The following is a 22,823-nucleotide window of genomic DNA, read 5'->3' as shown; positions in this document are numbered from 1 at the left end:
GGAACAATGTCCGCATTGTCCGGACGCGACCCTGTAGGTTGAAGGGCATGGTACGGCCACCGACTGCCCGTCCCGCGGTGCCAGGTGCCGGACGGCTCGGGTTGCTCGAGCCGACGGCCGCCGATTCGCTGCGAGAGCTGGCGTGGGACAACGTCGAGAGTATTCCGCTGCTGTGGGCGTTATCGCGTTCGCCGGACGCCGATCTGGCGCTGCTGACGCTGATCCGGCTCCGGGAGCGGCTCGGATCCGAGTGGGCCGCAGTGGATTCGGCGTTGCGCGCCGAGACCGCGCTGCGCGGGCGGCTGTTCGCGCTGATCGGCTCGTCGAGCGCGTTCGCCGATCATCTGGTGGCCGATCCGGAGTCCTGGCGGCTGTTGCGGCGCGGTGATCTGCCCGCCCGCGACGAGTTGATCGCCGATCTGCTCGACGCGGTCGCGGCGACCCCCGAGCAGGGTGACGGCGCCGGGCCGATGCTCTATCGCGCGGGTAATGCCGGTCCGGACGTGATCGCGTTGCTGCGCAAACGATATCGCGATCAGCTGATGCTGCTGGCCGCGCACGATCTGGCCGCCACCGTGGAGAACGAGCCGGTGCTGCCCTATCAGCAGGTGGGCTGGCAGCTGACCGATCTGGCCGATGCCGCGCTGACCGCGGCGCTGGCGGTGGCGGTGGCCCGGGTCTGCCCCGACGGGCCGGTGCCGGTGCGCCTCGGCGTGATCGCGATGGGCAAATGCGGTGCGCGCGAACTGAATTACGTCTCCGATGTGGATGTGGTGTTCGTCGCCGAACCCGCCGACACCACCGCGACCCGGCTGGCCGCGGAGACGATGACCGTGGCGAGCAACGCCTTCTTCGAGGTCGACGCCGCGCTGCGCCCCGAGGGGAAGGCCGGCGCGCTGGTGCGCACGCTGGATTCGCATGTGACGTACTACAAGCGGTGGGCGCGGACCTGGGAGTTCCAGGCGCTGTTGAAGATGCGCCCGGCCACCGGGGATCTGGAGCTGGGGCGGCAGTACCGCGACGCGCTGATGCCGATGGTCTGGAATGCCTCGGAGCGCCCGGATTTCGTCACCGATGTGCAGTCCATGCGCCGCCGCGTGGAGGATCAGGTGCCCGCGGATCTGCGCGAGCGCGAGCTCAAACTCGGGCACGGCAGCCTGCGCGATGTCGAATTCGCCGTCCAGCTGCTGCAACTGGTGCACGGTAAGGCCGATGAGTCGCTGCATGTACAGGGCACGGTCGAGGCGCTGACCGCGCTCGCCGCGGGCGGTTACGTCGGCCGCGACGATGCCGCCAATCTCACCGCCTCCTACGAATTCCTGCGCCTGCTCGAACATCGGCTGCAGTTGCAGCGGCTCAAGCGCACCCACACCCTGCCCGCCGCCGACGACGAGGAGGGTATGCGCTGGCTGGCGCGCGCGGCGCATATGCGGCCCGACGGCCGCCAGGACGCGGTGGGGGTGCTGCGCAGCGAGATCAAGCGCAACACCATGCGGGTTCGGCGCCTGCACGCCAAGCTGTTCTATCGGCCGCTGCTGGAATCGGTGGCGCGCCTGGACGCCGACGCGCTGCGACTGTCCCCGGCCGCGGCCGTGCGCCAGCTCGCCGCCCTGGGCTACGCGGCGCCGGAGAATGCGCTCGGCCATCTCAAGGCGCTCACCAACGAGGTCGGGCGCAAGGGCCGCATCCAGGCGCTGCTGCTGCCGACACTGCTGGAATGGCTTGGGGAGACGCCGAATCCGGATGCCGGACTGCTGGCGTATCGGCGGGTGTCGGAGGGGCTCGACGATCAGATCTGGTTCCTGCGCGAGCTGCGCGACGAGGGTGCGATCGCGCAGCGGCTGATGATCGTGCTCGGCTCCTCGGCCTATCTGCCGGATCTGCTGATCAACGCGCCCGAGACGATCCGCATGTTCGCCGACGGACCGGAGGGTCCGCTGCTGCTGGCGACCCAGCCCGATCAGGTGCGCGAGGGCATTCTCGCCGGGGCCGCGCGCTACGGCGATCCCAAGCGCGCCGTCGCCACCGCGCGCTCGCTGCGCCGCCACGAACTCGCGCGCGTCGCCTCGGCCGATGTACTCGGCATGCTCGATGTGCCGCAGGTATGCAAGGCGCTGTCGGCGGTGTGGGTCTCGGTGCTGGAGGCCGCGCTGCAGGCGGTGATTCGCGCGAGCGAGGCCGAACTGGGCGGACCCGCGCCCGCGGCGCTGGCGGTGATCGGCATGGGCCGGCTCGGCGGCCTGGAACTGGGCTACGGCTCCGATGCCGATGTGCTGTTCGTCTGCGATCCGCGGCCCGGCGCCGACGAGACGGTCGCGGTGAAATGGGCGATCGGCGTGGCCGAACAGGTGCAGCGGCTGCTGGGCGCCCCGAGCACCGATCCGCCGCTGCAGGTCGACGCGGGTCTGCGCCCGGAGGGTCGCAACGGCGCCCTGGTGCGCACGCTGGCCGCCTACCAGGCCTACTACCAGCAGTGGGCGCAGTCCTGGGAGGTGCAGGCGCTGCTGCGCGCACATCAGGTCGCGGGCGATCAGGAGCTGGGCGTGCGGTTCCTGCACATGATCGATGTCGTGCGCTATCCCGAGGGCGGCGTCTCCGGCGATGCGGTGCGCGAGATCCGGCGCATCAAGGCGCGCGTGGATTCCGAGCGGCTGCCGCGCGGCGCGAATCCGGCCACCCACACCAAGCTCGGCCGCGGCGGTCTGGCCGATATCGAATGGACCGTGCAGCTGATGCAGTTGCGCTACGCCCACGAGGTGGTCGAACTGCACAACACCTCCACGCTGGAATCGCTCGATGTGATCGAGGCGGCCGATCTGCTCGATCCCGAGGACGTCGCCCTGCTGCGCGACGCCTGGCTCACCGCGACCAAGGCCCGCAACGCGCTGGTGCTGGTCCGCGGCAAGTCTGCCGACCAGCTACCCGGCCCGGGCCGCCTACTATCGGCAATCGCACGCGTCGCGGGGTGGCCCAACGACGATGGCAGCGAATTCCTCGACAACTACATGCGCGTCACGCGCCGGGCGAAAACGGTGGTGGAGCGCGTGTTCGGCGGGGACGGGTAGACGAGCGGGTGTGGCGCAGATCGCTGTATGTCTGCGGTAGGCGGCCGGGTCGGCGGGTACCCGCTGGCTGAGACGAGAATGGGATGATTCGGATGGCTCGGGGGCAGGCGGATTCTCCGTCGGATGAGTGAGAATTGGTTTGCGGGGAACAGGCGCGGCGCGATATCCGTTGATAGTCGTCTGGAGCGCACGCTGCGCCGCCGAGGTCTCCTGCACTCCGGCGCGCGGGTCCCCGGGGTGTCGAACACCCGGAACCTGCGTTCCGCATAGTGTGTTGGTATGACCATCGGGAGGGTGTTATGGCGGATACCAACTCGGCGCTGACGGGGTATCGAACTTACCGATACGCCGCGCTCTCGCCCACTCGCGCGGTGCGGGTGCCACTCATCGCCGTGCTGCTGCTGGTCGGGATGGTGCTGCTGTACGCCGCCGACCGGGCCGCGCAGGAGGGCGTGAACCGCAGCTGGTTCGTGGCGGTGTCGATCTCCGGACTGGGCGTGGCGCGCGGACTGCATCTGCGGCGGCCGATCACATTGCCGCACTTCACGATCGCGTTCATCGTGCTGGGCGTCTCCAATATCGCCTATCGCGGCGACCATCACGTGGTCGGCTTCGTCTGCCTGGCCTCGACCGGATTCGTGCTGATGCTGCCGCAGAGTTCGCGCCCGCAGCCCGATCAGCGGTTCCGGATCGCGGCGCTGGTGGATCGCACGGTCGACGATCCGATCGCGCCGTTCGCGCTGCATTCGTCGAAAACCTACTTCTTCAACGCGAATTCGACCGCGGCCATCGGCTACCGCACCCGCTTCGGCATCGCGGTGGTCGCGGGCGATCCGATCGGTAATCGTGCCGAATTCGGTGCGCTCATTCGCGAATTCTCCGAGTTCGCGGGCAATCACGGCTGGCGCATCGCGGTCCTGGGCGCCAGCCCCGCCCTGAGCGAGCTGTGGCGCACGCAGGCCGAGGGACACCATGGGCTGCACGCGATTCCGATCGGGCGCGATGTGGTGATCGAGGTCGACGGCTTCGATATGGTCGGCCGCAAGTATCGCAATCTGCGCCAGGCCGTCAGCCGCACGCACAACTACGGCGTGACCACCGAGGTCCTCTACGAGCGGGAACTGGATCCGGCCCTGCGCGCCACCCTGTTCGAGATCGTGGACGAATGGCGCTCCGGCCGCCAGACCCGCGGCTTCTCGATGATCCTCGATCACCTGCTCGACGGCCGCAATCCCGGTCTGCTGCTGGTACTCGCCCGCGATGCCGACGGGCGAGTGGTCGGCTTCCAGCGCTATGGCGCCTCCAACCACGGCAGCGAGCTGAGCCTGGACGTCCCGTGGCGGCGCAAGGACGCGCCCAACGGCCTGGACGAGCGCATGATCGTCGACCTGGTCGCCTACGGCCGCGACAAGGGCGTGCAGCGAATCTCGTTGGCATTCGCGGCCTTCCCCGAGCTCTACAGCGATAAGGACCGCTCCCGCACCAAGCAGAGCCTCTACGTCCTGGCCCGCCTGCTCGACCCGATGATCCGCCTGGAATCGCTCTACCGCTTCCTGCGCAAGTTCAATTCCTTCTCCGACCAACGCTTCGTCCTGATCCGCTGGCGCGAAATCGTCTTCACCGCAGCGGCATTGCTGACATTGGAATTCGTCCCGCACCGCCGCCAGGACTGACTCACGTCATCCCTCGCCGCGCCCGGGCCTTCGGACCGAGTACGGCCATCGCCACAGGCGGTATGGAACCCGTCGGCGAGGCCGGGTGGGGTGTTGGCCCCCGGGGTTGTTCAGAGCTCCTCGACCAGCCCGATGATGATGCCCTCAGGGCCGCGGATATTGCAGTATCGGCAGTAATCCTCGTACCGCACCACCTCGCCCACGAGTTCGGCGCCGTGGGCGCGCAGGCGGTCGAGGACGGTGTCGACGGCGTCGACAACGAACGTGAGACGAGGGATGCCCGGGGTGTTCAGCGGTGCCCTCGGCGCCGCGCTGGTGGCCACCGGCCTGTGGAACGTCGACAGCTCGACCCGGCCGTGGCCGTCCGGGGTCCGCACGACGGCGATATCGGATCGGACGCCGTCCAGCCCGACGAGCTGGTCCACCCATTCACCCTCGACTGTCGTCTCGCCCTCCAGCTCCAGGCCCAGTTCGACGAAGAACGCGATAGCAGCCGCAAGATCCTCGACCACGACGCCGACGTGATCCATCCGGTAGATCGTCATGCCCACGCAGTGTAGGAACACGCGACGACGCGTGTCAGCGTTCACGGAATTCCCCGGGTTGAGCAGGTTTTCGTTCAGGTAAAGGTCGCGGCGCCGTGTTGCACGATTCGACCGCGCATCGGCCATCGGTCATGCCAACGTCACCAGCCCCTTGGAGAGGCATACTGAAATCGGCAATCTCGTGCGTTGGTGGCCGCGCCGGAGGACGTGTCAGCCAAACGATTTGGAGCATGAGAGTTAGGTGTTGTTCACCCAGTTGCTGAAGGAGCTCACTCGGACCCCAGGCCCCACAATGGGGCCTGCCGTGTACAGCGCTGAAGGGGTGCCGGACCCGTCAACGGCTGTGATGGTTTCCGGAGCTGTTCCGCCGGTGACGACGAGCACGGGCACTCCGTCCATGTATCGGATGCTCAGCATGCCTGTTGTCTCCGGTGTGGTCGCAGTTGCCGGAATCTCCCCCAGGTCGGTGATTTCGGGTGTGGCTTGCTCGTCGGACATGGCGTCGCCTCCTCCCGGTCGGTCCGCTACCGACCGACACAGATCATCCCACGGCGAAGCCCGTTCCGACTTGAGATCGGTTGTGTCCCAAGATCAACCAAAGCCAAGCATGGAATCTCCGCGCATCGGCAACATGGTGCGTCCGGCCGGCCTCGGATGAGCACGGCCCGTCGATCTTCCGCGGGCCAGCGCTGGCGGCTCGAGACAGCGCGGGTCGCGGCAGAAGACGTTCGTTGCGGCCGATTCCAGCCGACACTCCCATCCGGAGTCTCGGTGCCGGGAACCATCCACGTCGTGTGCGGCAACGAAGATGAAATGGACTGGTTCGGATGGTTGGCGTGTGAGGCCCGGGATCCGATCGGACAGGCGCTCGAATAGTGCAGCGTCTGTGCTGAATTCGATGCGCGGAAAGGGACATGATGTTGCTGTTCGGTATCGGTGAGGCACGTCGCGCCGGCCTGCTAGGTGTGGCGGTCACAGCGGTGCTCGGAGCGGGGAGCCTGATTGCGTCCGCACCTGCCGACGCGATTGTCGGTGGTGTGTTGGAGAAAGACGGTGACTCCCCGTGGCAGGTGTCGGTGCAGGCGAAGGGCTGGAGCGGGTATACGCACGCCTGCGGGGGTTCGATCATCGACGCGCGCACCATCGTGACCGCGGCGCACTGCGTGCAGGGCAAGACTGCCGCGGACCTGCGGGTGGGTTACGGCAGCCTGAAGTACTCGCAGACCACGCCTGTCGCGGTGTCGGATGTCCGAGTCCACGAGAATTACGAGGCGAGAACCTCTTCGGACGAGGCCGGAACAAAGGACTATTCGAATGACGTTGCGGTGCTGAAGCTGGCCCAGGACATCCCCGTGGATTCGGGCGACCCCAACATCGGCACCGTCGCGTTGGCTTCGAGTGGCAACGACCCGGCGAAGGGCACCCCGGTGACGGTCTCGGGCTGGGGAGTCACCAGATCCGGCGGATCCATCCCGGCGGACCTGTACAGGGTGACCGTGCCGATCGTCGACCGACCCACCTGCAACACCGCCTACGCTCAATACGGCGGAGTCGACGACAGCATGATCTGCGCCGCCGAGGAAGAGGGCGGCCACGACCGTTGCCAAAGCGATGACGGTGGACCGGCGGTCACCATCGACGGCGGCACCGCGACATTGGTCGGCATCGTCTCCTGGGGCTATGGCTGTGCGGTCAAGGGCTACCCCGGCGTCTACGCCAGGATCGGCAACCTCCGCTCCTGGATCGACGCGCACCGCAGTTGACCCCGTCGGACCGCGCTGTCGCCGACGCCCTGACGTGAACGTTTCTGAGTTACTCGGACATGAATTCCTATGCTGGACAGGGCATTCTCCGCACACAAGTGCGTGGTGGCGGATGTGAGCAACCGGCGCCCGCACCCATTCTCTGTCGTCGATCAATACGGAGCCACAGAGCTACACACCCCAGAGAACCGTCGTAAAACCCCGCCGTGGTGTCCGTGGCACGACATCTCACCACAGGCTGTGAACCCAGAGAACGCGCGATATTCGGCAGAAGCGTGCGTTGGGAATTGCTGCCAGCCAACCAATTTGAACGGCCGACCAACGCCCGGAACGCGGCTTTTACCGTGCGTTGGCCGCCGGGAACGCGGGCGCTTACCGGCGGCCAGGCTAGGCTACTACCAGCTGTACTGCCCGTACGACGAGCCGTAGTACGGGGGGTAGTTGCCGCTGCGAGCGGCGCTATCCGGGGGACGACGGCGGGGGGCTGGCCGTCACCAGGGCGTAGGCGCGTGCGAGTGCTTCCAATGCCTCGGCGGACTTGCCCGCTTGCTTGGCGGTGATGGACTGGGCCTCGGCGGCGATGGCGGCGAGGAGCTGATCGCGGGCATCGACGGCGGTTTCAGGTAGTTCGGGGGGCTGCGATGGTGAACGGGATCTGTTGTACCCCATCGGTCCACCTAGTTCTCGGTACTACTGGCGGGTGACAGTAAGTTACCCCGTCGGAGTGACGACCCGAGAGCGGACGTTCCTTACCGTTGGCGATCATGAATTCTCGACGATTTCATTCGCTCACGTTCGGTATCGGTGTCGCCGCGGTCTTCTCGGCCGCAGTCGCCGTGACAGCACCACCGGCAGCCGCGACGGATCTCGCGCCCGGAGTTCGGTGCGACTGGCAAACATGCCGAAACGACACCGACGACACCTACCGAGTCACCGCTGATGTCGCATGCTGGTCAGCGGGAACCCGCTCGGAAGTCAGATATGTACGACCACACGAAACGAAGTCGATGACATTCGTTTGCCCGGATCGCACCGAAAGAGACAGCGACGGTCACTCGAAGAGCTGGCCCGAGTTCCCCAGGAGTATCAACTACCGAGGTGCCGCGGTCGAACACAACCCGCCAGCCCCATCCGGTTCCGCCGGCTCCTGATTCATCGCGGCACCACATTCGAGCGAATCTCCATGATCGACCGCCTGGTCCACCACGCCGAGGTCATCTCGTTGAAAGGCGACAGCTATCGACTCAAGGACCGTGACCTCGGCCGCGTGCCTGCCGCCAAAGCCAACGACTGAAGCAGAGACCCGGCCCGCCGGGCAGGACCCCGGCCGCAGGCGAGCACCTTCTCGTCGGCATGAACGCGTGTTGGAACACCATGTCGCCCAGCCGATCTGAACGGTTGACCAACACGCGATATGCGGCATGAGAGCGCACTTGCGTCGACTGAAGTCAGCGGGGCTGGAACATCAGAACCCGCTTGATGTAGAACGACTTACGCTGATGAGAGCGCATTCCAGCGACTCGGCGAGTCCTCGGCGGAAGTGGTGTCAGAATTCGCGCTTACGGCCATGTGCGCGGATACAGCAAACCAGACGACACCTCGAACTCATGATCGCGCCGTAACCCCAGTTCAGGTCCCTGTGTATGTGCCGACCGAGACCCCACACCGCCGTCCGGTAGGAGGGGCAAGGCTTCGACCACCCCAGGGGGCCACCCCGCACGGCCGAAACGCCCCGCCCCAGGCATACGTGCCAAACACGCACGCGACCCAGGGTGGGGTGGGTCGGAACCAGCGCCGCCGAGTCGGCAGCACTGGGCACTTGATCTCGGTTCGACATCGACCCACTACAGCTAATCATCAGCAAACTATCATGGCGTTGAGGCCGGATCGGCCCACGGGGGAGCCAGAGGAGACGATGATGGTCACAGGTCGTGGATATCTCCGCAGATCGCTGTTCGGGTGTCTGGTTGCTGCCGGAATCGGTGCTCTGATCTCCTTTGCGCCCGTCAGTTCCCCGGTCGCGCATGCCGATGCCGACTACGGAGGCGGCTGCGTTCTGTTCGCCGATAGCCGGGCAGCAACACTGGATTCGCTGCGTTTGCGATGCACGCCCGAGCAACAGGAGTCGATCTTCCGCGAGGCCCGGCGAGGTGATGTGCCGGTCGGCGTCAGGGAGGGCTGGCTGATCAGCCCGCGGGATATGCAGTCGTGGGCGTCGGCGGCATGGCTCGGCAAGTCGTTCCACACAGGCCCCGACGGCGGATATCTGCTGAACCGGGTCAGTCCGGCCGGCATCGAAGCCTGGCCCGCCAACGTCTATTCGGGTTCGTCGGTACTGGATGGGCAGTCGGCATGGGAGATCGACTACGCCCCCTCGCCGACCCCCCAACTGTTGGACGAGATCCGTGAGATCACACCCGGGGTATGGTTCGGCTACTGTTGGTCACGCGACCCAGCTGGACCGCAGTACCGGCTGACGTTCGCTCTGGCGTGAGCGGCAGATCCGCGCGCTGCTGGGTGTCAATCCCGGTTGGTTCGTGGATCAGGCACACTTTCCGTGATCGTGTTCGCCGGATTGATCACGGTCGCACGGGCGAGTAGCAGGCTCGCGTGCTTCGTGGCATCAAGTCTGTCGGCCCCTCGGTCCATACTGCATCTCATGACAGTAAACCCCTTGGTAGAGGACGGTTTTGAGCTGAGACCAGGTATTCCGGCTGTTGCCGATTACCAGTATTTGCGCACCGCCTGCGGACTGAGCGCCAAGTCCATCGAGGCTGCGCAACTCGGCTTACCCAACAGCTGGCACGGCATCACAGTGCTTCATGGCGGCGTGCCGGTGGGCATGGGACGCATCGTCGGGGACGGCGGCTGCTTCTTCCAGGTCGTCGACATCTGCGTGCTCCCCGAACATCAGGGGAAAGCGCTGGGAAGGCGCATCATGCAGGCACTCACCGACGAGCTCGACCGCCGGGCCCCGTCCTCGGCCTACGTCTCCTTGATCGCCGACGGCGACGCCCATCAGCTGTACCGCAAATTCGGCTTCACCGACACAGCACCGGCGTCGATCGGCATGTACCGCACGCTCAGCGAGCGTGCCGTGCCGCGCGCATAGCAATCCGTCCTCACCGCGCGCCGGGCCGCACCGCAATGCCGTCGGGTGCCGGTCGCCGCCGACCTACGCGAGGACTGGCCGACGGCGTTGCAGGCTGCTGGACTGCGGGACGAGCCGACCGCCTGGCTTGCCGAAGGACTGTTGTTCTACCTCACCGAAGCCGACGGCCGGCGACTGCTCCGTCAGGTGGCAGAGCTGTCGCCGCCTGTGAGCAGGCTCGGTGTCGAGCACGTCGACACCGAGATGGTGAAACTCCTTGCTCCGATCACCGATCTGCTGCGGCATCGTGGCGCGCCCTGGGTTTCAGCGGTCGACGATCCGACCGACTGGTTAGCTCAACTTGGCTGGCGGGCCGAGATTTCCGCCCACATCCAAACCGCCGCCCGTTACCGCAGACCGGTGCCGGAGACGTGGACGGGTACCAGTGCCCGCGCGTGGCTGATCCAGGCCACCCGCGATACCGAAGTCCCGTGAGCCCGCGCGACTGCCACTCCGGATGAGTACCCAGTTCCGCCGACAGACCTTCGGTCCTCGATACCGCGAATCACCACCCGTTTTCTACTCCGCCTCACCTCACACGGCCATCCGCACATCGGCATGGGCGGGCACTGGCCGGCGGCCCGAGATGATCTCGGCCCGTTGATTCCGCGTGGCCGTTTAGAACCGCGCTCCACGCGGCTATATAACGGACGTTCGCGAGATCGGCTGGCGGCCAACGGTTACGGCTCGCTCGAACGCTCGGAACGCGGCATGTGCGTGTGTCGGTTTGTCATGTGTCGGAGCGAACGTGCCGAACTGTGCGTTCCTCAGCGGAGATGGTTGGTGATCCATCGCTGTGCTATGGCGAACCAGTGGTGCGCGTTCGGGGCGTAGTTCAGGTCGTGTCCGGCTCCGGGGAGCACATAGGCGTCGACCGATGGAACGTCGGCGCCGAGAAACCTGCGCTCGTAGGCCGAGAGGCTTGCCGAGTCGGAGCAGTTCGGGGCGATCGGCCCGCCGCAGAACAGTGGATCGTCGCTGCCGTCGGCGAGGAGCACAGGGACGCGGATATCGACGGGTTCGAGCAGGATTTGTGGGAAGTTGTCGATTTCGCCGACGGTGACAGTCTGCTTGTGTTGTTCGTCGTAGTCGAGCAGGGTCGGATCGACCCGCCCGGGTGCGTGGAACATGAGTTGGCGTAGTCCAGGGCGCGAGGTGAGGTAGCCCAGATCCGGAACGGTGCCGGACAGCTCGGGATCCCATTGAGCGGGATACAGGTTCGGGAGCACCGCCAGCGGGCTGAGGGGGTTGAGTCCATGGGCGGCACCGGAAAAGACAACGGCATCGACATCGTGGTAGGCGCCCGCCTCGTGCCACGATGTCCACGAACCATAGGAGTGGCCGACAAGGGCAACCTTCGAGTATCCCGGCGCCCCTGCGATACCGTGCCGAAGGGCCTGCACGACCTCGTGCACGACATAGGAATTCGAATCCAGGGTGACTGCCGCGCCCGGGGGGTGTGAGCTGCGACCGATGCCTATCCGATCGAGTGCGAAGGTCGCCATGCCGGCATCGGTTGCCGCATCGATGTATGAATAGCGCTCGTGGCCGACCGAGTCGGGCAGATCCCAATAATTGTGGTCGTAGGTGATCCCCGCCACGAGCAGCTGTACCGCACGGCCGCCGCCGTCGGGCGGCCTGCACAATCGCCCGTACACCTCGTATTCGGTCGCCGACGCCGCGGTCAGTGACACCGGCACTTCGACATCCTGACAGGTTCTCGCCGACGGGGACGCCGTCGCCGCCGCGTGGACCAGGCCGGACCAAACCGTGGCGAGAACCATCGCCGACGCGATTCGGCTGTATCGGTATTTCATGAGGAACTTCCGTGGTTGCCGCGAGGGGCGACAGTGAGCGGGGTTGATGTCGTATTCAGAGTCGATCCGGTCAGGGCAGCGTCGATTCGGCGGTACATGCACGAGCGGCCTTCGAGAGTGGCAGGGATCGAGCAGTGTCCGGGTACCCGCACGGTACGAACAGCCCCGTTCACAGGCAACCGACTATTCGGATTCGAGCACTGCACGGCCGAGCACATTCCCGATATTCGCTCTACTGTTCAGCGCTGTCACCTGCCTCGTCGCCGATAGCGTTCTCGGAGAAGTTCGCTCGCTGTCGGTTCGAGATTCCATCTACCACTTCGTTGCTCGTGCGCATACCTCTGTCATCGCAATCGGATCGATGTATCGCGCACGATATCGCTGGACGAATGCCCATGTGCCGCAACGGATTACTGAGGACAAACATCCTGTAATTGGTGATTGATTGGAGTGCCATGGACCGATCTGCATCCAACGGCGCGATTGACGGCCCGACCATCGCCGCGGTGATCTTCATATCCGATCGGTCAGCACAACCTACGCCGAGCATGGTGTACCCGACCATCATGGGGCTGATCCTGGGAGCCTGTTCGCATCAGCACCGCCAGGATGATCGCGCCCGCGGCGAGGAAGCCCGCTGCCCACCAGAAGCTGGTGATATAGCTGTGGATCTGGGCTTGCGACTCGAGCACTGGGCTCGGCGCCTTGCCCACCAGATAGTGGGTCATCGCGGTCGCGGCGAAGGTGGACAGCAGCGCGGTGCCGATCGAGCCGCCGATCTGCTGGGAGGCGTTGGTCATCGCCGAAGCGACACCCGCGTCGGCGTGGTCGACTCCCGCGGTGGCGCTCTGCATCGCCACCGAGATCGCGGCTCCGACGCCGAGCCCGAGCAGGATCTCCCCGGGCAGGAGGTGGCCGTAGCCGGTGTCCAGTCCGATCCTGGTCAACGCCGCCATGCCGGCCGCGGCGACGAGGAGTCCACCTGCCACGGTGAGCCTGGTACCCAGCCGCGGCAGCAGCACCGACGGTGTCGTGAGCGATGACAGCACCAGCGCGGCCACCATCGGCAGGAATGCGACGCCGGTCAGCAGCGGCGAGTAGCCGCGGATCAGCTGCATGTAGTAGGTGAGGAACAGGAACACGACCCAGAGCCCGATCCCGATGGTGAATACGGCGAGATAGGCGCCGCTTCGAATGCGGTCGAGCACGATCCGGGGCGGCAGCAGCGGGTCGGTGACTCGGGTTTCCACGATGACGAACGCGCAGAGCAGTGCCACGCCGACGATCAGGAATCCGATCGTGACGGTGTTGGACCAGCCGTTCGTCTCGGCGTGGGAGAAGCCGTAGACGATGCTGAACAATGCGGCGGTGACCGTCACCGTCCCGGGCAGGTCGAGTACCGGTTTCGGGTGGGCGGCGTGCCGGGCCAGCAGCAACGACGCACCGACCAGGGCGACACCGGCGAACACCAGATTGATGTACAGCGCCCAGCGCCACGAGGCCCATTCGGTGAGCGCACCGCCGAGCAGCAGACCGGTCGCGGCGCCGCCGCCGGTGATGGCGCCGAAGATGCCGAACGCCTTCGCCCGCTCGGACGGCTCGGTGAAGGTGACCGACAACGTGGACAGGATCGCGGGCGACAACACCGCGGCGAAGACGCCCTGGGCCACCCGGGCACCGATCAGCATGTCGAGGTTCACTGCCGCACCGCCGACCGCGGAGGCGATCGCGAAGCCTGCCAGACCGGCGATGACCATGCTGCGCCTGCCGAACAGGTCGCTCAACCGACCGCCGAGCAGCAGCAGGCTGCCGAATGCCAGCGTGTAGCCGATCACCACCCACTGTCGGCTGGCGTCGGAGAAACCCAGATCGCGCTGCGCGTAGGGGAGGGCGATATTCATGACCGTCGCGGTGAGCGTGATCGTCAGCTGCGCGGTGCCGAGCACCGCGAGCACCCACCACCGCCGGACAGATGAATCGTGAGCAGCCCCGGAGTCGCCGACAAGACTGTCCTGTGTCCCCGGTGCGGTCGTGATCGTCGCCATGTTCACCTCTCGAAGTCGGTAGCGGACAGGCCCTCCGCATAGCTCTGAGTGCTTTATCCAGCAAGCCGAATGTTCACCGCATGACCTTCCCGCCCGGCTCGTACGTGGGTGATTCAGGCGGCGATCTTTTCCTGTTCGCCCGGCTTTCCGTGGTGCCTGGCCATGTTGCGTTCCAGCAGTGCGAGCGACGTGCTGACCCCGACGCTTGCGTCGTCGGTTTCCGGCAGCCGGCCGTCGTTGGCGCGCAATTCGAGGAGTGCCTCGGTGATCGCGGTGTGCGCTGCGAACAGGCACGGCGTGGAGTAGATGGCGACATCGACGCCGAGGCCCTGCAGTTCCGACAGCGACAGCCGCGGTGACAGACCGCCGGCGATCTGGTTGAACAGCAGCGGTTTGTCGCCGATGACCTTGCGGATCTTGCGGATCCATTCGACGCTGCGGACGCCGTCGACCAGCAGGACGTCGGCGTCGGTTTCCGCCAGGGCCGCGGCGCGGCGAAGGATCTCTTTTTCCTCGGTGGCATCGGTGCGCGCCACGACGACCAGATCGGATCTGGTCTCCAGCACCAGGTTCAGCTTCTCCAGATATTCGTCGAGAGGAAGGATCTGTTTGCCCGCCACATGGCCGCAGCGACGCGGCCCCTTCTGATCTTCGAGGATGACCCCGGAGGCCCCGATCCGTTCGAGGTGGGTGACGACGTGGCAGGCGACCTCGGGGTCGACGTAGCCGTCGTCGATGTCGACCAGCAGATGCTGATGCGGGAACGCCAGCCGCAGCCGCTGAACGAAGTCGACCATGTCGGGCCAAGCGATGAATCCGATGTCGGGCAGCCCGTAGTGCGAAGCGGCGAATCCGAAGCCGGAGACGAACATTCCGTCGTAGTGCTGGGCGGCCAGCGAGGCAGAGTACATGTCGTAGACACCGATGAGCGGTGTTATGCGATCATCGCGAATTTCTGTGCGTAGTGCATTTCCGTAACTCATTGACGTCTCCTGATCCTGATACTGCGGCTTGTGAGGCCGGTTCTTGGACGAATGAGATGGCCCTTCTGTCGCGGGCCGCTTCTGGATCCTGTCCGTGCTGCGTCTCGGATCGAGACCGGGTTACTCCCTGTTCTCGAGGCTGGCGTCCGACGAGTCCGATGCCCTTGCCGCCTCTGGTACAGCTGCGGCGATCACCTCGCCACCACACTGAAACTAGTCACTCATCAGTCTGGTGTCAACACTGTTGTCACCAATGGTGACAGTGATAGAAATCTAGCGCACTGGTGTGTTGAACGCGACGAAGAGAAGCACCGGGCGTCCCCGGAACAACACGGCCCGCGAGGGGCAGGTGGTGAGAAGGCTCGGTTCCTGCTCCGGGAGGCTTCACCCACCTGGTACTGGTATTCGAGCAATGTCGCGCGTGGATCACCGACGAGCTGTCACACCGAGCGTCGACCACGCTCAATGGTGAGAAGCTGAATGAGTTTCGAGGACTGAGCGAGGTCGGAGGGCTGCGCTGAGTGAGCGGTCGGCATCGGCGGTTTGCGGGGTCAGCGCCGCTGCGTCCAGTGCCGCCAGGTCCTCGGCGGTCAAGGCAAGCCGCGCGGCGGCGATGTTGTCCTCCAGATGGGCGACGGTGGACGTCCCGGGGATCGGCAACATGACGGGGGAGCGGTACAGCAGCCACGCCAGCGCGAGCTGAGACGGGGTGGCGCCGTGTTGACGGGCGAGGGCGTCCAGCGGCCCGCCGGGCCGGGCCAAGTGTCGGTTCGCCAGCGGGAACCACGGAATGAATCCGATGCGGTGCGCCGCGGCGTATTCCAGCAGTGGTTCGGAGGACCGGTCGGCGACGTTGTAGAGGTTCTGGACCGTGGCGATGGGGGTGATCTGTTGGGCCTGGCGGAGTTGGTCGACATCGACCTCGGATAGGCCGATGTGGCGGATTTTGCCTTCGTCCTGCAGGAGTTTCAGCTCGCCCATCTGGTCGGCGAGGGGGACCCAGGGGTCGATGCGATGCAGCTGTAACAGGTCGATGCGTTCTACGCCCAGGCGTTGCAGGCTTTTCTCGGTTCGCAGGCGCAGGAATTCGGGTCGGCCGACGGGCCACCAGTCGCTGGGTCCCATGCGGGTCATTCCGGTCTTGGTGGCGATGACGAGGTCGGCGGGGTAGGGATGGAGCGCCTTGTTGATCAGCTGCTCGGCGACGCCCGGCCCGTAGGCGTCGGCGGTGTCGATGAAGTTCACACCGAGCTCGACCGCGCGCCGTAGAACCCGTACGGCTTCGTCGGGGTCTTTGGGATCACCCCAGACTCCGGGCCCGGTGAGTTGCACGCTGCCGTAACCCAGTCGGGTGACGGGCAGGTCGTTGCCGATCAGGAACTGACCGGACGCCTTGGCGGATTGCTGCTGTTGGATGCCGACCATTTGGGGGACCGCCTCTCTGCGTAACGACAACCATGAGCCACCTCGCTCTTTGAGCGAAGGGATGGACATAGCACCTCAGGAACATGTGCTGGGACGTCGGTTGATTGCTCAGCCGTAGTTCGCACCTCGCTGTGATCACGCGGGTTGGTCAGCCGCCCAGGCGGCCAGAAGATTGCGACGAATCTTGGAGTTGTGCCGGTAATCGGTCGGGAATTGCGGGTGGAACAGGACCCTTTGGATGTCTTTGGTCTGCGGGAATTCGGCGGCCAGCCGATGAACCTCGGCGGTAATGCGGTCACGATCGGACGAGCCGGGCTCGGTCACCGATTCGATGATCAACACGGGCACCTGGTTCGGTGCGGCACCCAGCCCGACCAGCGCGCTTCGGCGCACGCCGTCGATAGTGTCGAAGATCGGTTCGACCTGATCGGTGTACAGGTCTCCGTCGGAGGTCTGCACTCGATCGGCTTTGCGGCCGCAGAGCCAGATTCGGCCCCTGTCGTCGAACCATCCGAGGTCGCCGGTGCGATGCCACACGCGATCGCCGTCCGGGATTTTCGCCAAGGCTGTCGCCTCGGGATTGCCGACGTACAACTTGCTGACACTCGGCCCTTTGACGGTGATTTCGCCGACGGTGCCGGCCGGAACCACGAGTTCATCGGTCCATTCACGGACCGGGTCGTCACTGATGCGAATGGCCCGCACGGTGAGGTCGAGCGGCGAGCCGACACAGACACCCGCCCCGCGATCGGTGGCTCCGCGTTCGGCGATTATCTCGCGACTTTCGATCATAGAGATGCCGATGGATTCGGTCGCACCGTAACCGACAAGGACGTCGGCATCCTCGGGCAGGCACCGACGCATCCTCGCGATGATCTCGGGGTTCACCGTCGCCCCACCGCCGCCGACGCGCTTGACACCGTCGAGTACGACCCCGTTCTCGACACAGTAACGGGACAGCTGATCCAGTACAGCCGGAGGAAGCATCAACGCCGTCACTGCGAACTGCCGGATCGTCTCGATGATCACCTCGGGTGCGAGCTGCTCCGGGTCGAACCCGTCTCCCAGAAACACCACGGTGCCCCCGGCGGCGAACACCCCGGGCAGATTCCAGTGAAGGACCGCCAAGAAGGTCTCGCCCGACATATCTTGTCCCCCGCTTATCAACCGGTTGAAGTACTGCTGCGCTTCCCAGCTCCACGCCACCCCCTTCGGAGTTCCGGTCGAACCGCTGGTGGTGAGGATCCGGGCCAGATCGTCCTTGTCCAGCGTCACCGGTTCCGGTATCGGATCGGACGCGGCCTCCGCACGCAGCCCGTCCAGCGTCGGCTCCTCATCAACCGGCTCGGGTCCGACGGTGACCGCGGTCCGGATACTGTCGCGTGCCCAGCCGTTCTCCAGTCGCTGACGTTGCACCTCGGCGTCGCCGATGAACGCCTGAGGCTCGAAGTTGGCCAGAACTCGCGCTACGGCATCGGCGCCGATCTGACGTTCCACCTCCACCGGCACGGCGCCGAGTCTCGGCAATGCGAGGTTCAGGGCGATGAAGTCGACTCCGACCGGGCTCATCAGCGCTACCCGCGTGCCCTTCCGGATCCCGGTGCGAGACAAGGCCGCAGCCGTGCGCTCGACCAGCTCCTCGAATTCGGGGTAGGTCAGACGGCGATCGGGTACACCAGGCCGAACATGCCATAGTGCGACCGTGTCCCTCGGTCGGCCCTCATCCAACCTGCGATTTGCTTCGACGGTGCTGGTGCCCATGTCTACCTCCGACCGCACCGATGAATCCGGATCGGCACCCACCTCGTTCCGACTTCTCCGACCTCGAAACTTGGCGGCCGGGCGCTCCACTCGCGCGATCACACCGCCGTCGACCTCATGCTTGGAATTCATCGCCGATCACCAGCTTTCTCTAGTCGTACCTACCAACGCATTACGGGGCACATATGGCTGCCTGTGTTACGTCTCGGTTCGAGACCGGATACTGCCTGTTCGCGGGGTCGCGATCACCTCGCCACCACACCGACGCTAACCATCGCCCAACCCGGTGTCAACATTGGAGTCACCAATGGTGACAACAATGGTCGGGATCTGGCACACTGGTGTGGTGAACGCGACAAACAAAACCAGTGGCCGTCCCCGCAAGAAACCGGCCCGCGAGACGGGCGGTGGCGAGAAGCCGCGTTTCCTGTCCCGGGAGGTGCTGCTCGACGCCGCCATGGCGGTCGTCGAGCGCGACGGGTCCGACAAACTCACCATCCGCGCGCTGGGCGCCGATCTCGGCGTCGATCACACCGCGATCTACCGGCACTTCCGCAGCATGGACGAACTGCTGCTCGCCTTGGCCGACCGGCTGCTGGCCACCGCCCTGGCCGACTTCGAGCCCGCGCCCGACTGGCGCACCACCGTGCGCGAGCTCAGCATCAGAGTCCGGCGCGCCTACCTGACCCACCCGCGCCTCGCTGTCTTGGCTGCGGCCAGAGTTACCCGCGGCGACGCCGAATTCCGGATCGTCGACCTGGGCGTGGCCGCCCTCAAAGCCGCCGGGATGGACGATCGCGCCGCCGCGCGCTACTACTTGGCCTGGGCGCACCTGGTGCTCGGCGCGACCGTGCTGGAAGCCATCACCCTCGGCCTCGACGAGCACGCCCGCGCCGGCGATCTGGCGGCAACCACCCGTGAATACCTGGCCGCACCCCCCTCCCAATACCCCCACCTCGCCGCGGCCGCACCCTACTTCGCCGACGCTGTCACCGAAGACCGCTTCGAACTCGGGCTGGACCTCCTCCTCGACGCTGTCGAGCTCCACGCCAACAAACAGACCCCCACATCAACCTCGGAGTGATTCACCGAAACCGTTGGCGGAGTGTGTCGGGACGGAGAAACCGGTCAACGAAGTTCGGCTGGAGTACTGGTGCACTACATGCCCTGTGTGGGGTGGTGTTATGTGTGGGCGGGGATGTCGAGGCCGTCGGCCAGTTCGGTCAGGACGGAGTCGGTGATGCGTTGTAGCGCGGTGGTGCTGTGATCATCGGAGTTTATCCAGTGGTCGAAGCCGACACTCAAGGCGGCGAAACAGGTTTCGGCCGTCAATTGCACGTATAGGTCCTCCTCGGGGCGGCCACAGCGCTGGGCGAAATGCGCGGCCAGCTCGCCCGCACGGCTCTTGGCGCCGATGAAGTTGGCTTGCCGCAGTTCGGGATTGGTGGTCAACAACCGACGGACGCGGCGGAGTGTGTCGACCTGGTCGGGGCTCAGCGACACGGGGGAATAGCCGGTGAGCATGTCGTGCAGGGCCCCGCGGAGGGCAGCGATTGCGGATTCGGTGGGCGGGCGCTGCTGTAACGCGGAAATCAGATGCGCGCCAAGGTCTTCCTCGTGGGTGAACACGATCGCCGTCTTCGACGGGAAATGCCGGTGCACGGTGCGGCGCGCAACATGAGCCTCGTCGGCGATCTCCTGCACGGTGGTCTGCTCGAAGCCTTGCCGCTCGAACAGCCGCAGCGCCGTGTGGATCACCTCCCGCCGCACTCGAGCTTTCGCCTGCTCACGCAGTCCACGCGATGGTGTCATCGGGGTTTCCCTGTCGCCTTCCTCACATCTGTCTCATGGTGACACTTCGGGAGTCTACATTCACTGAAGTGTCTCAATGAGCCACTAAAGGTATCTGTGAAGACGAGCCTTCCACTTCTCGACCAACTCGATGAGATAGGAGTTCTGCGATGTCCACAGCTGTCAGTTCGACGAGAAACAGCACGCTCGAGACCCTCGAGGCGGTGCGGGCGATGATCGGGGCGGACCGGGTGGATATGGTCACCGACAACGCCGGAGAACTTGTCCCACTCCCGCCGTTCGCCGATGTCAGCATGTCGCCACCCCACACGGTGCTGGGAGTTGTTCGCCCGCGCAGCGCCGAGGATGTGCAACGGATCGTCGCCCTGTTCGATCAATCGCCGTCGGCCAGCGGCTTGTACGTGTACAGCACCGGCCACAACTGGGGCTTCGGTTCCCGCGGACCCGCGGTCGACAACGTCGTCGCGCTCGACCTCGGCAACGTCGACCAGCTGCGGGGCATCGACATCGAGAGTGGCTGGGCGATCGTCGAACCGGGCGTCACCCAAGCGACCCTGGCGACCCGCCTGATGGGAACCAGTCGTGTCGCGAACCTGACCAGCTCCTCCGGACACACCAGCCTCGTCGGTAATCTGTCCGAACGCGGCGTCGGGATGCGCCGCCACCGAGTCGACGATCTACTCGGCCTGGAAGTCGTGCTGCCCGACGGGCACATGGTGCGCCTGGGCTGGTGGCCGGAGACCGGTAAGCACAAGGCCCTCTATCAGCACGGGTTGGGCCCCAATCCGTTGCACCTGTTTCTGCAATCGAATCTCGGCATCATCACCGCAGCGGTAATCCGGCTGATGCCTCGCCCCCCGAGGGAACGACTGGTCACCCTGCCGTTCACGCGGGCCGATCTGACAGCCGTCGCCACACTCGTCCGGGAATGGATGGTGGTCGGCCTGGTCAACGGCGTGCCGAAGTTCGCCGACGCCACCTCTGTCGATCACTACGGCGTCGCCGGCGTGCAGCAGGACCAGATGGTCGTCATGTATGTCGACGGCACCGCCGCCACCATCGACACCTCGGTGCAACTGCTCCTCGACGAGGCAGCAGCGACGGGGCTGTTCGGCGATCCGATCGTCGTCGACGAGCCCGAGCCCGGCACCGTGGCCGCGATGATGCGGGCGCAGTACTCCGGTGATCCGTCCTACAGCGAAGCGATCTTCGAGAACGCCTACCACGCCACCGCCGAAACGTTCGACGACAACGGCCCCGGCTGGATGTTCTTCGCCACCGTCGTCCCCTTCGCCGGCGCAGACATGATCGCCGCCTATGAACTCATCGAGCGCATCGAGCAAGACACCGGTGTGAAGTTCGGTGCGGTGTTCAACATCGTCGACGCCGACAGCGGCGATTTGGTTCTGAACTACATCTTCGACCGCACCGAGGAGGAGGCCGCCAAGGCCCACCGAGGCCGCGACCGCGCCTATGAACTGTTCGCCGAAGCCGGCTACTACCCCTACCGGTTGGACAGCGGCCACGGCCAGTTGGCCGACAAAGTCAGCCCCGGCCCCGAAGCACGCGAACTCATCGCGCGATTCAAAAACTGGCTCGACCCCCACCACACCATCGCGGTCGGACGATACGAGACACCCCCAGCAAACCGACACTGACACCGCCCACCCCGAACAGCCACGGCACCCACAGTGACGACACTTGACCAAACCTTTCAATACCAGCAGCCGATTACCGGACACCAGACACACGTCCGGTATTCGGCTACTACCGGACATTCTGCGCCGCAGTCGATCTCGCCGTGCATAACGCCGCCCCGCGGCACAGAGCTCACCCCTGCGGGCTATGGCCAGCATGCGGGGCGGGCTGGTGAATCCCACCGAGGATGCGGGATCCAGCACCGTGGAGTGATGAGTCATCGTGTCTCGTGATGTTGGAATGACGGTATGCGGGAACGGATTCCGGGTACCGATGTGGTGGGTGATTTCGGCTTCGGCCGTCCCCCGAAACCGCCCCGGCTGCCGAAAGCAGCCTGGATCAACGAGCCACCGAAGGAGAACATCAACACGGAATTCGTCGCCTGACCGGTCTCACCGGGATTGACAGGTTCCGCCCTCGTGACTGCCTATTTCCGTTCGTCTTTCAGTTTGTCGACGATCGCCTTCGCTAGGGTGATCTTCCTGTTCAGGAATTCCTTCAGATCGGCGAATCGGGTGTGGTCGGTGCTCTCCACTTCCCATACCGGGGCCGAGGCGCACTGCTGTTCTCGGCAGCCGACTGTGACGTAGACGATGCCATCGGCAGTGCCGCCGATGATGATCAAGTTGTCGAAGGAGTCCATCTCCAGATCGCTGGGCTGGATGGAGTATTCGTGGAAGGTATCGAGCATGACCTTGTGCTCGGGGGAGTCTTTGGAGATGTCGCTCAGCGCGTAGAGGTTGCCGCCGCCGGAGAAGGCTGTCCAGCCGTTGGCGTAGGCGAGCCACTGTTTGTATTGGTCGTCGAAGCGGATTCCGAGTCGCGCTTCGGCCGTGCGGATGTCTTCGGGTGAGGCCGCAGGGTTCGGCTCGGTCAACATCCAGTCAGATTTCCGGCCGAGCGCGAGATTCGCGTCGTACCAGTGCCTTTGCTGCTGTTTCAGCGACGAGATCACCGGCGGTACCCAATCACCCGGCTGTCCGGCCGGTTTGTCCGAACACGCACAGGCAGCTATGGCCATGAGAATGATCAACGACCATCGCGTGGACCGCATGCGCTGCTCCTTCGCTAGAGGTTGCCACCAT

General features: G+C 65.3%; 18 protein-coding genes and 2 pseudogenes. 10 read left to right on the top strand and 10 right to left on the bottom strand.

Translation table 11 applies throughout. The features are described from left to right. The first annotated feature begins 47 nt into the window (after nucleotides 1-47). Nucleotides 48-3,065 (top strand): bifunctional [glutamine synthetase] adenylyltransferase/[glutamine synthetase]-adenylyl-L-tyrosine phosphorylase, encoded by a 3,018-nt coding sequence (locus ACIA76_RS35370; protein WP_397158391.1) that lies wholly within the window; start codon nucleotides 48-50, stop codon nucleotides 3,063-3,065. A 299-nt stretch (nucleotides 3,066-3,364) separates the two neighbouring features. Further along, on the top strand, nucleotides 3,365-4,738 hold the full coding sequence (locus ACIA76_RS35365) for a bifunctional lysylphosphatidylglycerol flippase/synthetase MprF (RefSeq protein ID WP_397158389.1): 1,374 nt from the start codon (nucleotides 3,365-3,367) through the stop codon (nucleotides 4,736-4,738). A 110-nt stretch (nucleotides 4,739-4,848) separates the two neighbouring features. Here ACIA76_RS35365 and ACIA76_RS35360 read toward each other — a convergent pair whose 3' ends face one another. Then, a complete protein-coding gene (locus tag ACIA76_RS35360) occupies nucleotides 4,849-5,283 on the bottom strand; it encodes a VOC family protein (protein WP_397158387.1) in 435 nt (144 codons plus the stop codon). A gap of 237 nt (nucleotides 5,284-5,520) precedes the next feature. After that, complete coding sequence (locus ACIA76_RS35355) at nucleotides 5,521-5,781, bottom strand: hypothetical protein (protein WP_397158385.1); 261 nt, start codon at nucleotides 5,779-5,781, stop codon at nucleotides 5,521-5,523. 416 nt (nucleotides 5,782-6,197) lie between these two features. Between ACIA76_RS35355 and ACIA76_RS35350 the strand changes: the two genes are divergently transcribed. Further along, on the top strand, nucleotides 6,198-7,046 hold the full coding sequence (locus ACIA76_RS35350) for a serine protease (protein WP_397158383.1): 849 nt from the start codon (nucleotides 6,198-6,200) through the stop codon (nucleotides 7,044-7,046). A gap of 459 nt (nucleotides 7,047-7,505) precedes the next feature. On the opposite strand, the gene ACIA76_RS35345 is transcribed toward ACIA76_RS35350, so the two are convergent. Then, the gene (locus tag ACIA76_RS35345) at nucleotides 7,506-7,715 is read right to left on the bottom strand and encodes a hypothetical protein (protein WP_397158381.1); all 210 of its coding nucleotides are present in this window, start codon (nucleotides 7,713-7,715) and stop codon (nucleotides 7,506-7,508) included. Nucleotides 7,716-8,226: 511 nt separating this feature from the next. Between ACIA76_RS35345 and ACIA76_RS35340 the strand changes: the two are divergent. From ACIA76_RS35340 to ACIA76_RS35325, 4 genes and pseudogenes are all read left to right on the top strand, one after another. Next, a pseudogene (locus ACIA76_RS35340) lies at nucleotides 8,227-8,340 on the top strand (ATP-binding protein); the annotation flags it as partial. Nucleotides 8,341-8,964: 624 nt separating this feature from the next. Continuing rightward, complete coding sequence (locus ACIA76_RS35335; protein ID WP_397158379.1) at nucleotides 8,965-9,540, top strand: hypothetical protein; 576 nt, start codon at nucleotides 8,965-8,967, stop codon at nucleotides 9,538-9,540. 165 nt (nucleotides 9,541-9,705) lie between these two features. Further along, nucleotides 9,706-10,158 carry a GNAT family N-acetyltransferase gene (locus ACIA76_RS35330; protein ID WP_397158377.1) on the top strand — a complete coding sequence of 151 codons (453 nt, stop codon included), beginning with the start codon at nucleotides 9,706-9,708 and terminating at the stop codon, nucleotides 10,156-10,158. 15 nt (nucleotides 10,159-10,173) lie between these two features. Continuing rightward, a pseudogene (locus ACIA76_RS35325) lies at nucleotides 10,174-10,632 on the top strand (class I SAM-dependent methyltransferase); the annotation flags it as partial. Between the two features lie 332 nt (nucleotides 10,633-10,964). Here ACIA76_RS35325 and ACIA76_RS35320 read toward each other — a convergent pair. From ACIA76_RS35320 to ACIA76_RS35300, 5 genes are all read right to left on the bottom strand, one after another. Continuing rightward, a complete protein-coding gene (locus ACIA76_RS35320; RefSeq protein ID WP_397158375.1) occupies nucleotides 10,965-11,897 on the bottom strand; it encodes an alpha/beta hydrolase in 933 nt (310 codons plus the stop codon). A gap of 644 nt (nucleotides 11,898-12,541) precedes the next feature. After that, nucleotides 12,542-14,059, bottom strand: a complete 1,518-nt coding sequence (locus ACIA76_RS35315; RefSeq protein ID WP_397158372.1) for an MFS transporter — start codon at nucleotides 14,057-14,059, stop codon at nucleotides 12,542-12,544. 113 nt (nucleotides 14,060-14,172) lie between these two features. Next, complete coding sequence (locus ACIA76_RS35310) at nucleotides 14,173-15,042, bottom strand: oxaloacetate decarboxylase (RefSeq protein ID WP_397158370.1); 870 nt, start codon at nucleotides 15,040-15,042, stop codon at nucleotides 14,173-14,175. Nucleotides 15,043-15,504: 462 nt separating this feature from the next. Next, nucleotides 15,505-16,467, bottom strand: a complete 963-nt coding sequence (locus tag ACIA76_RS35305; protein WP_397158561.1) for an aldo/keto reductase — start codon at nucleotides 16,465-16,467, stop codon at nucleotides 15,505-15,507. Between the two features lie 135 nt (nucleotides 16,468-16,602). Continuing rightward, nucleotides 16,603-18,228 (bottom strand): AMP-binding protein, encoded by a 1,626-nt coding sequence (locus ACIA76_RS35300; protein WP_397158368.1) that lies wholly within the window; start codon nucleotides 18,226-18,228, stop codon nucleotides 16,603-16,605. A 346-nt stretch (nucleotides 18,229-18,574) separates the two neighbouring features. On the opposite strand from ACIA76_RS35300, the gene ACIA76_RS35295 reads away from it, so the two are divergent. Then, nucleotides 18,575-19,312 carry a TetR/AcrR family transcriptional regulator gene (locus tag ACIA76_RS35295; RefSeq protein ID WP_397158365.1) on the top strand — a complete coding sequence of 246 codons (738 nt, stop codon included), beginning with the start codon at nucleotides 18,575-18,577 and terminating at the stop codon, nucleotides 19,310-19,312. A 98-nt stretch (nucleotides 19,313-19,410) separates the two neighbouring features. Here ACIA76_RS35295 and ACIA76_RS35290 read toward each other — a convergent pair whose 3' ends face one another. Beyond that, a complete protein-coding gene (locus ACIA76_RS35290; protein WP_397158363.1) occupies nucleotides 19,411-20,040 on the bottom strand; it encodes a TetR/AcrR family transcriptional regulator in 630 nt (209 codons plus the stop codon). Between the two features lie 149 nt (nucleotides 20,041-20,189). Between ACIA76_RS35290 and ACIA76_RS35285 the strand changes: the two genes are divergently transcribed. Further along, entirely contained in the window at nucleotides 20,190-21,698 is a 1,509-nt protein-coding gene (locus ACIA76_RS35285; protein WP_397158360.1) for an FAD-binding oxidoreductase, read from the top strand. Between the two features lie 288 nt (nucleotides 21,699-21,986). Next, a complete protein-coding gene (locus ACIA76_RS35280; RefSeq protein WP_397158358.1) occupies nucleotides 21,987-22,124 on the top strand; it encodes a hypothetical protein in 138 nt (45 codons plus the stop codon). Between the two features lie 41 nt (nucleotides 22,125-22,165). Here ACIA76_RS35280 and ACIA76_RS35275 read toward each other — a convergent pair whose 3' ends face one another. Beyond that, nucleotides 22,166-22,792, bottom strand: coding sequence for an SMI1/KNR4 family protein (locus ACIA76_RS35275; RefSeq protein ID WP_397158356.1), 627 nt, complete (start codon nucleotides 22,790-22,792; stop codon nucleotides 22,166-22,168). Nucleotides 22,793-22,823: the final 31 nt, after the last annotated feature.

The organism is Nocardia sp. NPDC051570 (genome assembly GCF_044454005.1).
Classification (GTDB): Bacteria; Actinomycetota; Actinomycetes; order Mycobacteriales; family Mycobacteriaceae; genus Nocardia.
Note: the sequence above shows the minus strand (reverse complement) of the source record. Positions and strands in the feature narration are given on the sequence as shown.

Excerpts from the sequence above, each read along its gene's own strand:
- ACIA76_RS35275 (WP_397158356.1), bottom strand. The coding sequence starts at position 22,792 with ATGCGGTCCACGCGATGGTCGTTGATCATTCTCATGGCCATAGCTGCC.
- ACIA76_RS35285 (WP_397158360.1), top strand. The coding sequence starts at position 20,190 with ATGTCCACAGCTGTCAGTTCGACGAGAAACAGCACGCTCGAGACCCTC.
- ACIA76_RS35345 (WP_397158381.1), bottom strand. The coding sequence starts at position 7,715 with ATGGGGTACAACAGATCCCGTTCACCATCGCAGCCCCCCGAACTACCT.
- ACIA76_RS35350 (WP_397158383.1), top strand. The coding sequence starts at position 6,198 with ATGATGTTGCTGTTCGGTATCGGTGAGGCACGTCGCGCCGGCCTGCTA.
- ACIA76_RS35330 (WP_397158377.1), top strand. The coding sequence starts at position 9,706 with ATGACAGTAAACCCCTTGGTAGAGGACGGTTTTGAGCTGAGACCAGGT.
- ACIA76_RS35360 (WP_397158387.1), bottom strand. The coding sequence starts at position 5,283 with ATGACGATCTACCGGATGGATCACGTCGGCGTCGTGGTCGAGGATCTT.
- ACIA76_RS35305 (WP_397158561.1), bottom strand. The coding sequence starts at position 16,467 with ATGGTCGGCATCCAACAGCAGCAATCCGCCAAGGCGTCCGGTCAGTTC.
- ACIA76_RS35290 (WP_397158363.1), bottom strand. The coding sequence starts at position 20,040 with ATGACACCATCGCGTGGACTGCGTGAGCAGGCGAAAGCTCGAGTGCGG.
- ACIA76_RS35370 (WP_397158391.1), top strand. The coding sequence starts at position 48 with ATGGTACGGCCACCGACTGCCCGTCCCGCGGTGCCAGGTGCCGGACGG.
- ACIA76_RS35280 (WP_397158358.1), top strand. The coding sequence starts at position 21,987 with ATGCGGGAACGGATTCCGGGTACCGATGTGGTGGGTGATTTCGGCTTC.
- ACIA76_RS35300 (WP_397158368.1), bottom strand. The coding sequence starts at position 18,228 with ATGGGCACCAGCACCGTCGAAGCAAATCGCAGGTTGGATGAGGGCCGA.
- ACIA76_RS35315 (WP_397158372.1), bottom strand. The coding sequence starts at position 14,059 with ATGGCGACGATCACGACCGCACCGGGGACACAGGACAGTCTTGTCGGC.
- ACIA76_RS35310 (WP_397158370.1), bottom strand. The coding sequence starts at position 15,042 with ATGAGTTACGGAAATGCACTACGCACAGAAATTCGCGATGATCGCATA.
- ACIA76_RS35365 (WP_397158389.1), top strand. The coding sequence starts at position 3,365 with ATGGCGGATACCAACTCGGCGCTGACGGGGTATCGAACTTACCGATAC.
- ACIA76_RS35335 (WP_397158379.1), top strand. The coding sequence starts at position 8,965 with ATGGTCACAGGTCGTGGATATCTCCGCAGATCGCTGTTCGGGTGTCTG.
- ACIA76_RS35355 (WP_397158385.1), bottom strand. The coding sequence starts at position 5,781 with ATGTCCGACGAGCAAGCCACACCCGAAATCACCGACCTGGGGGAGATT.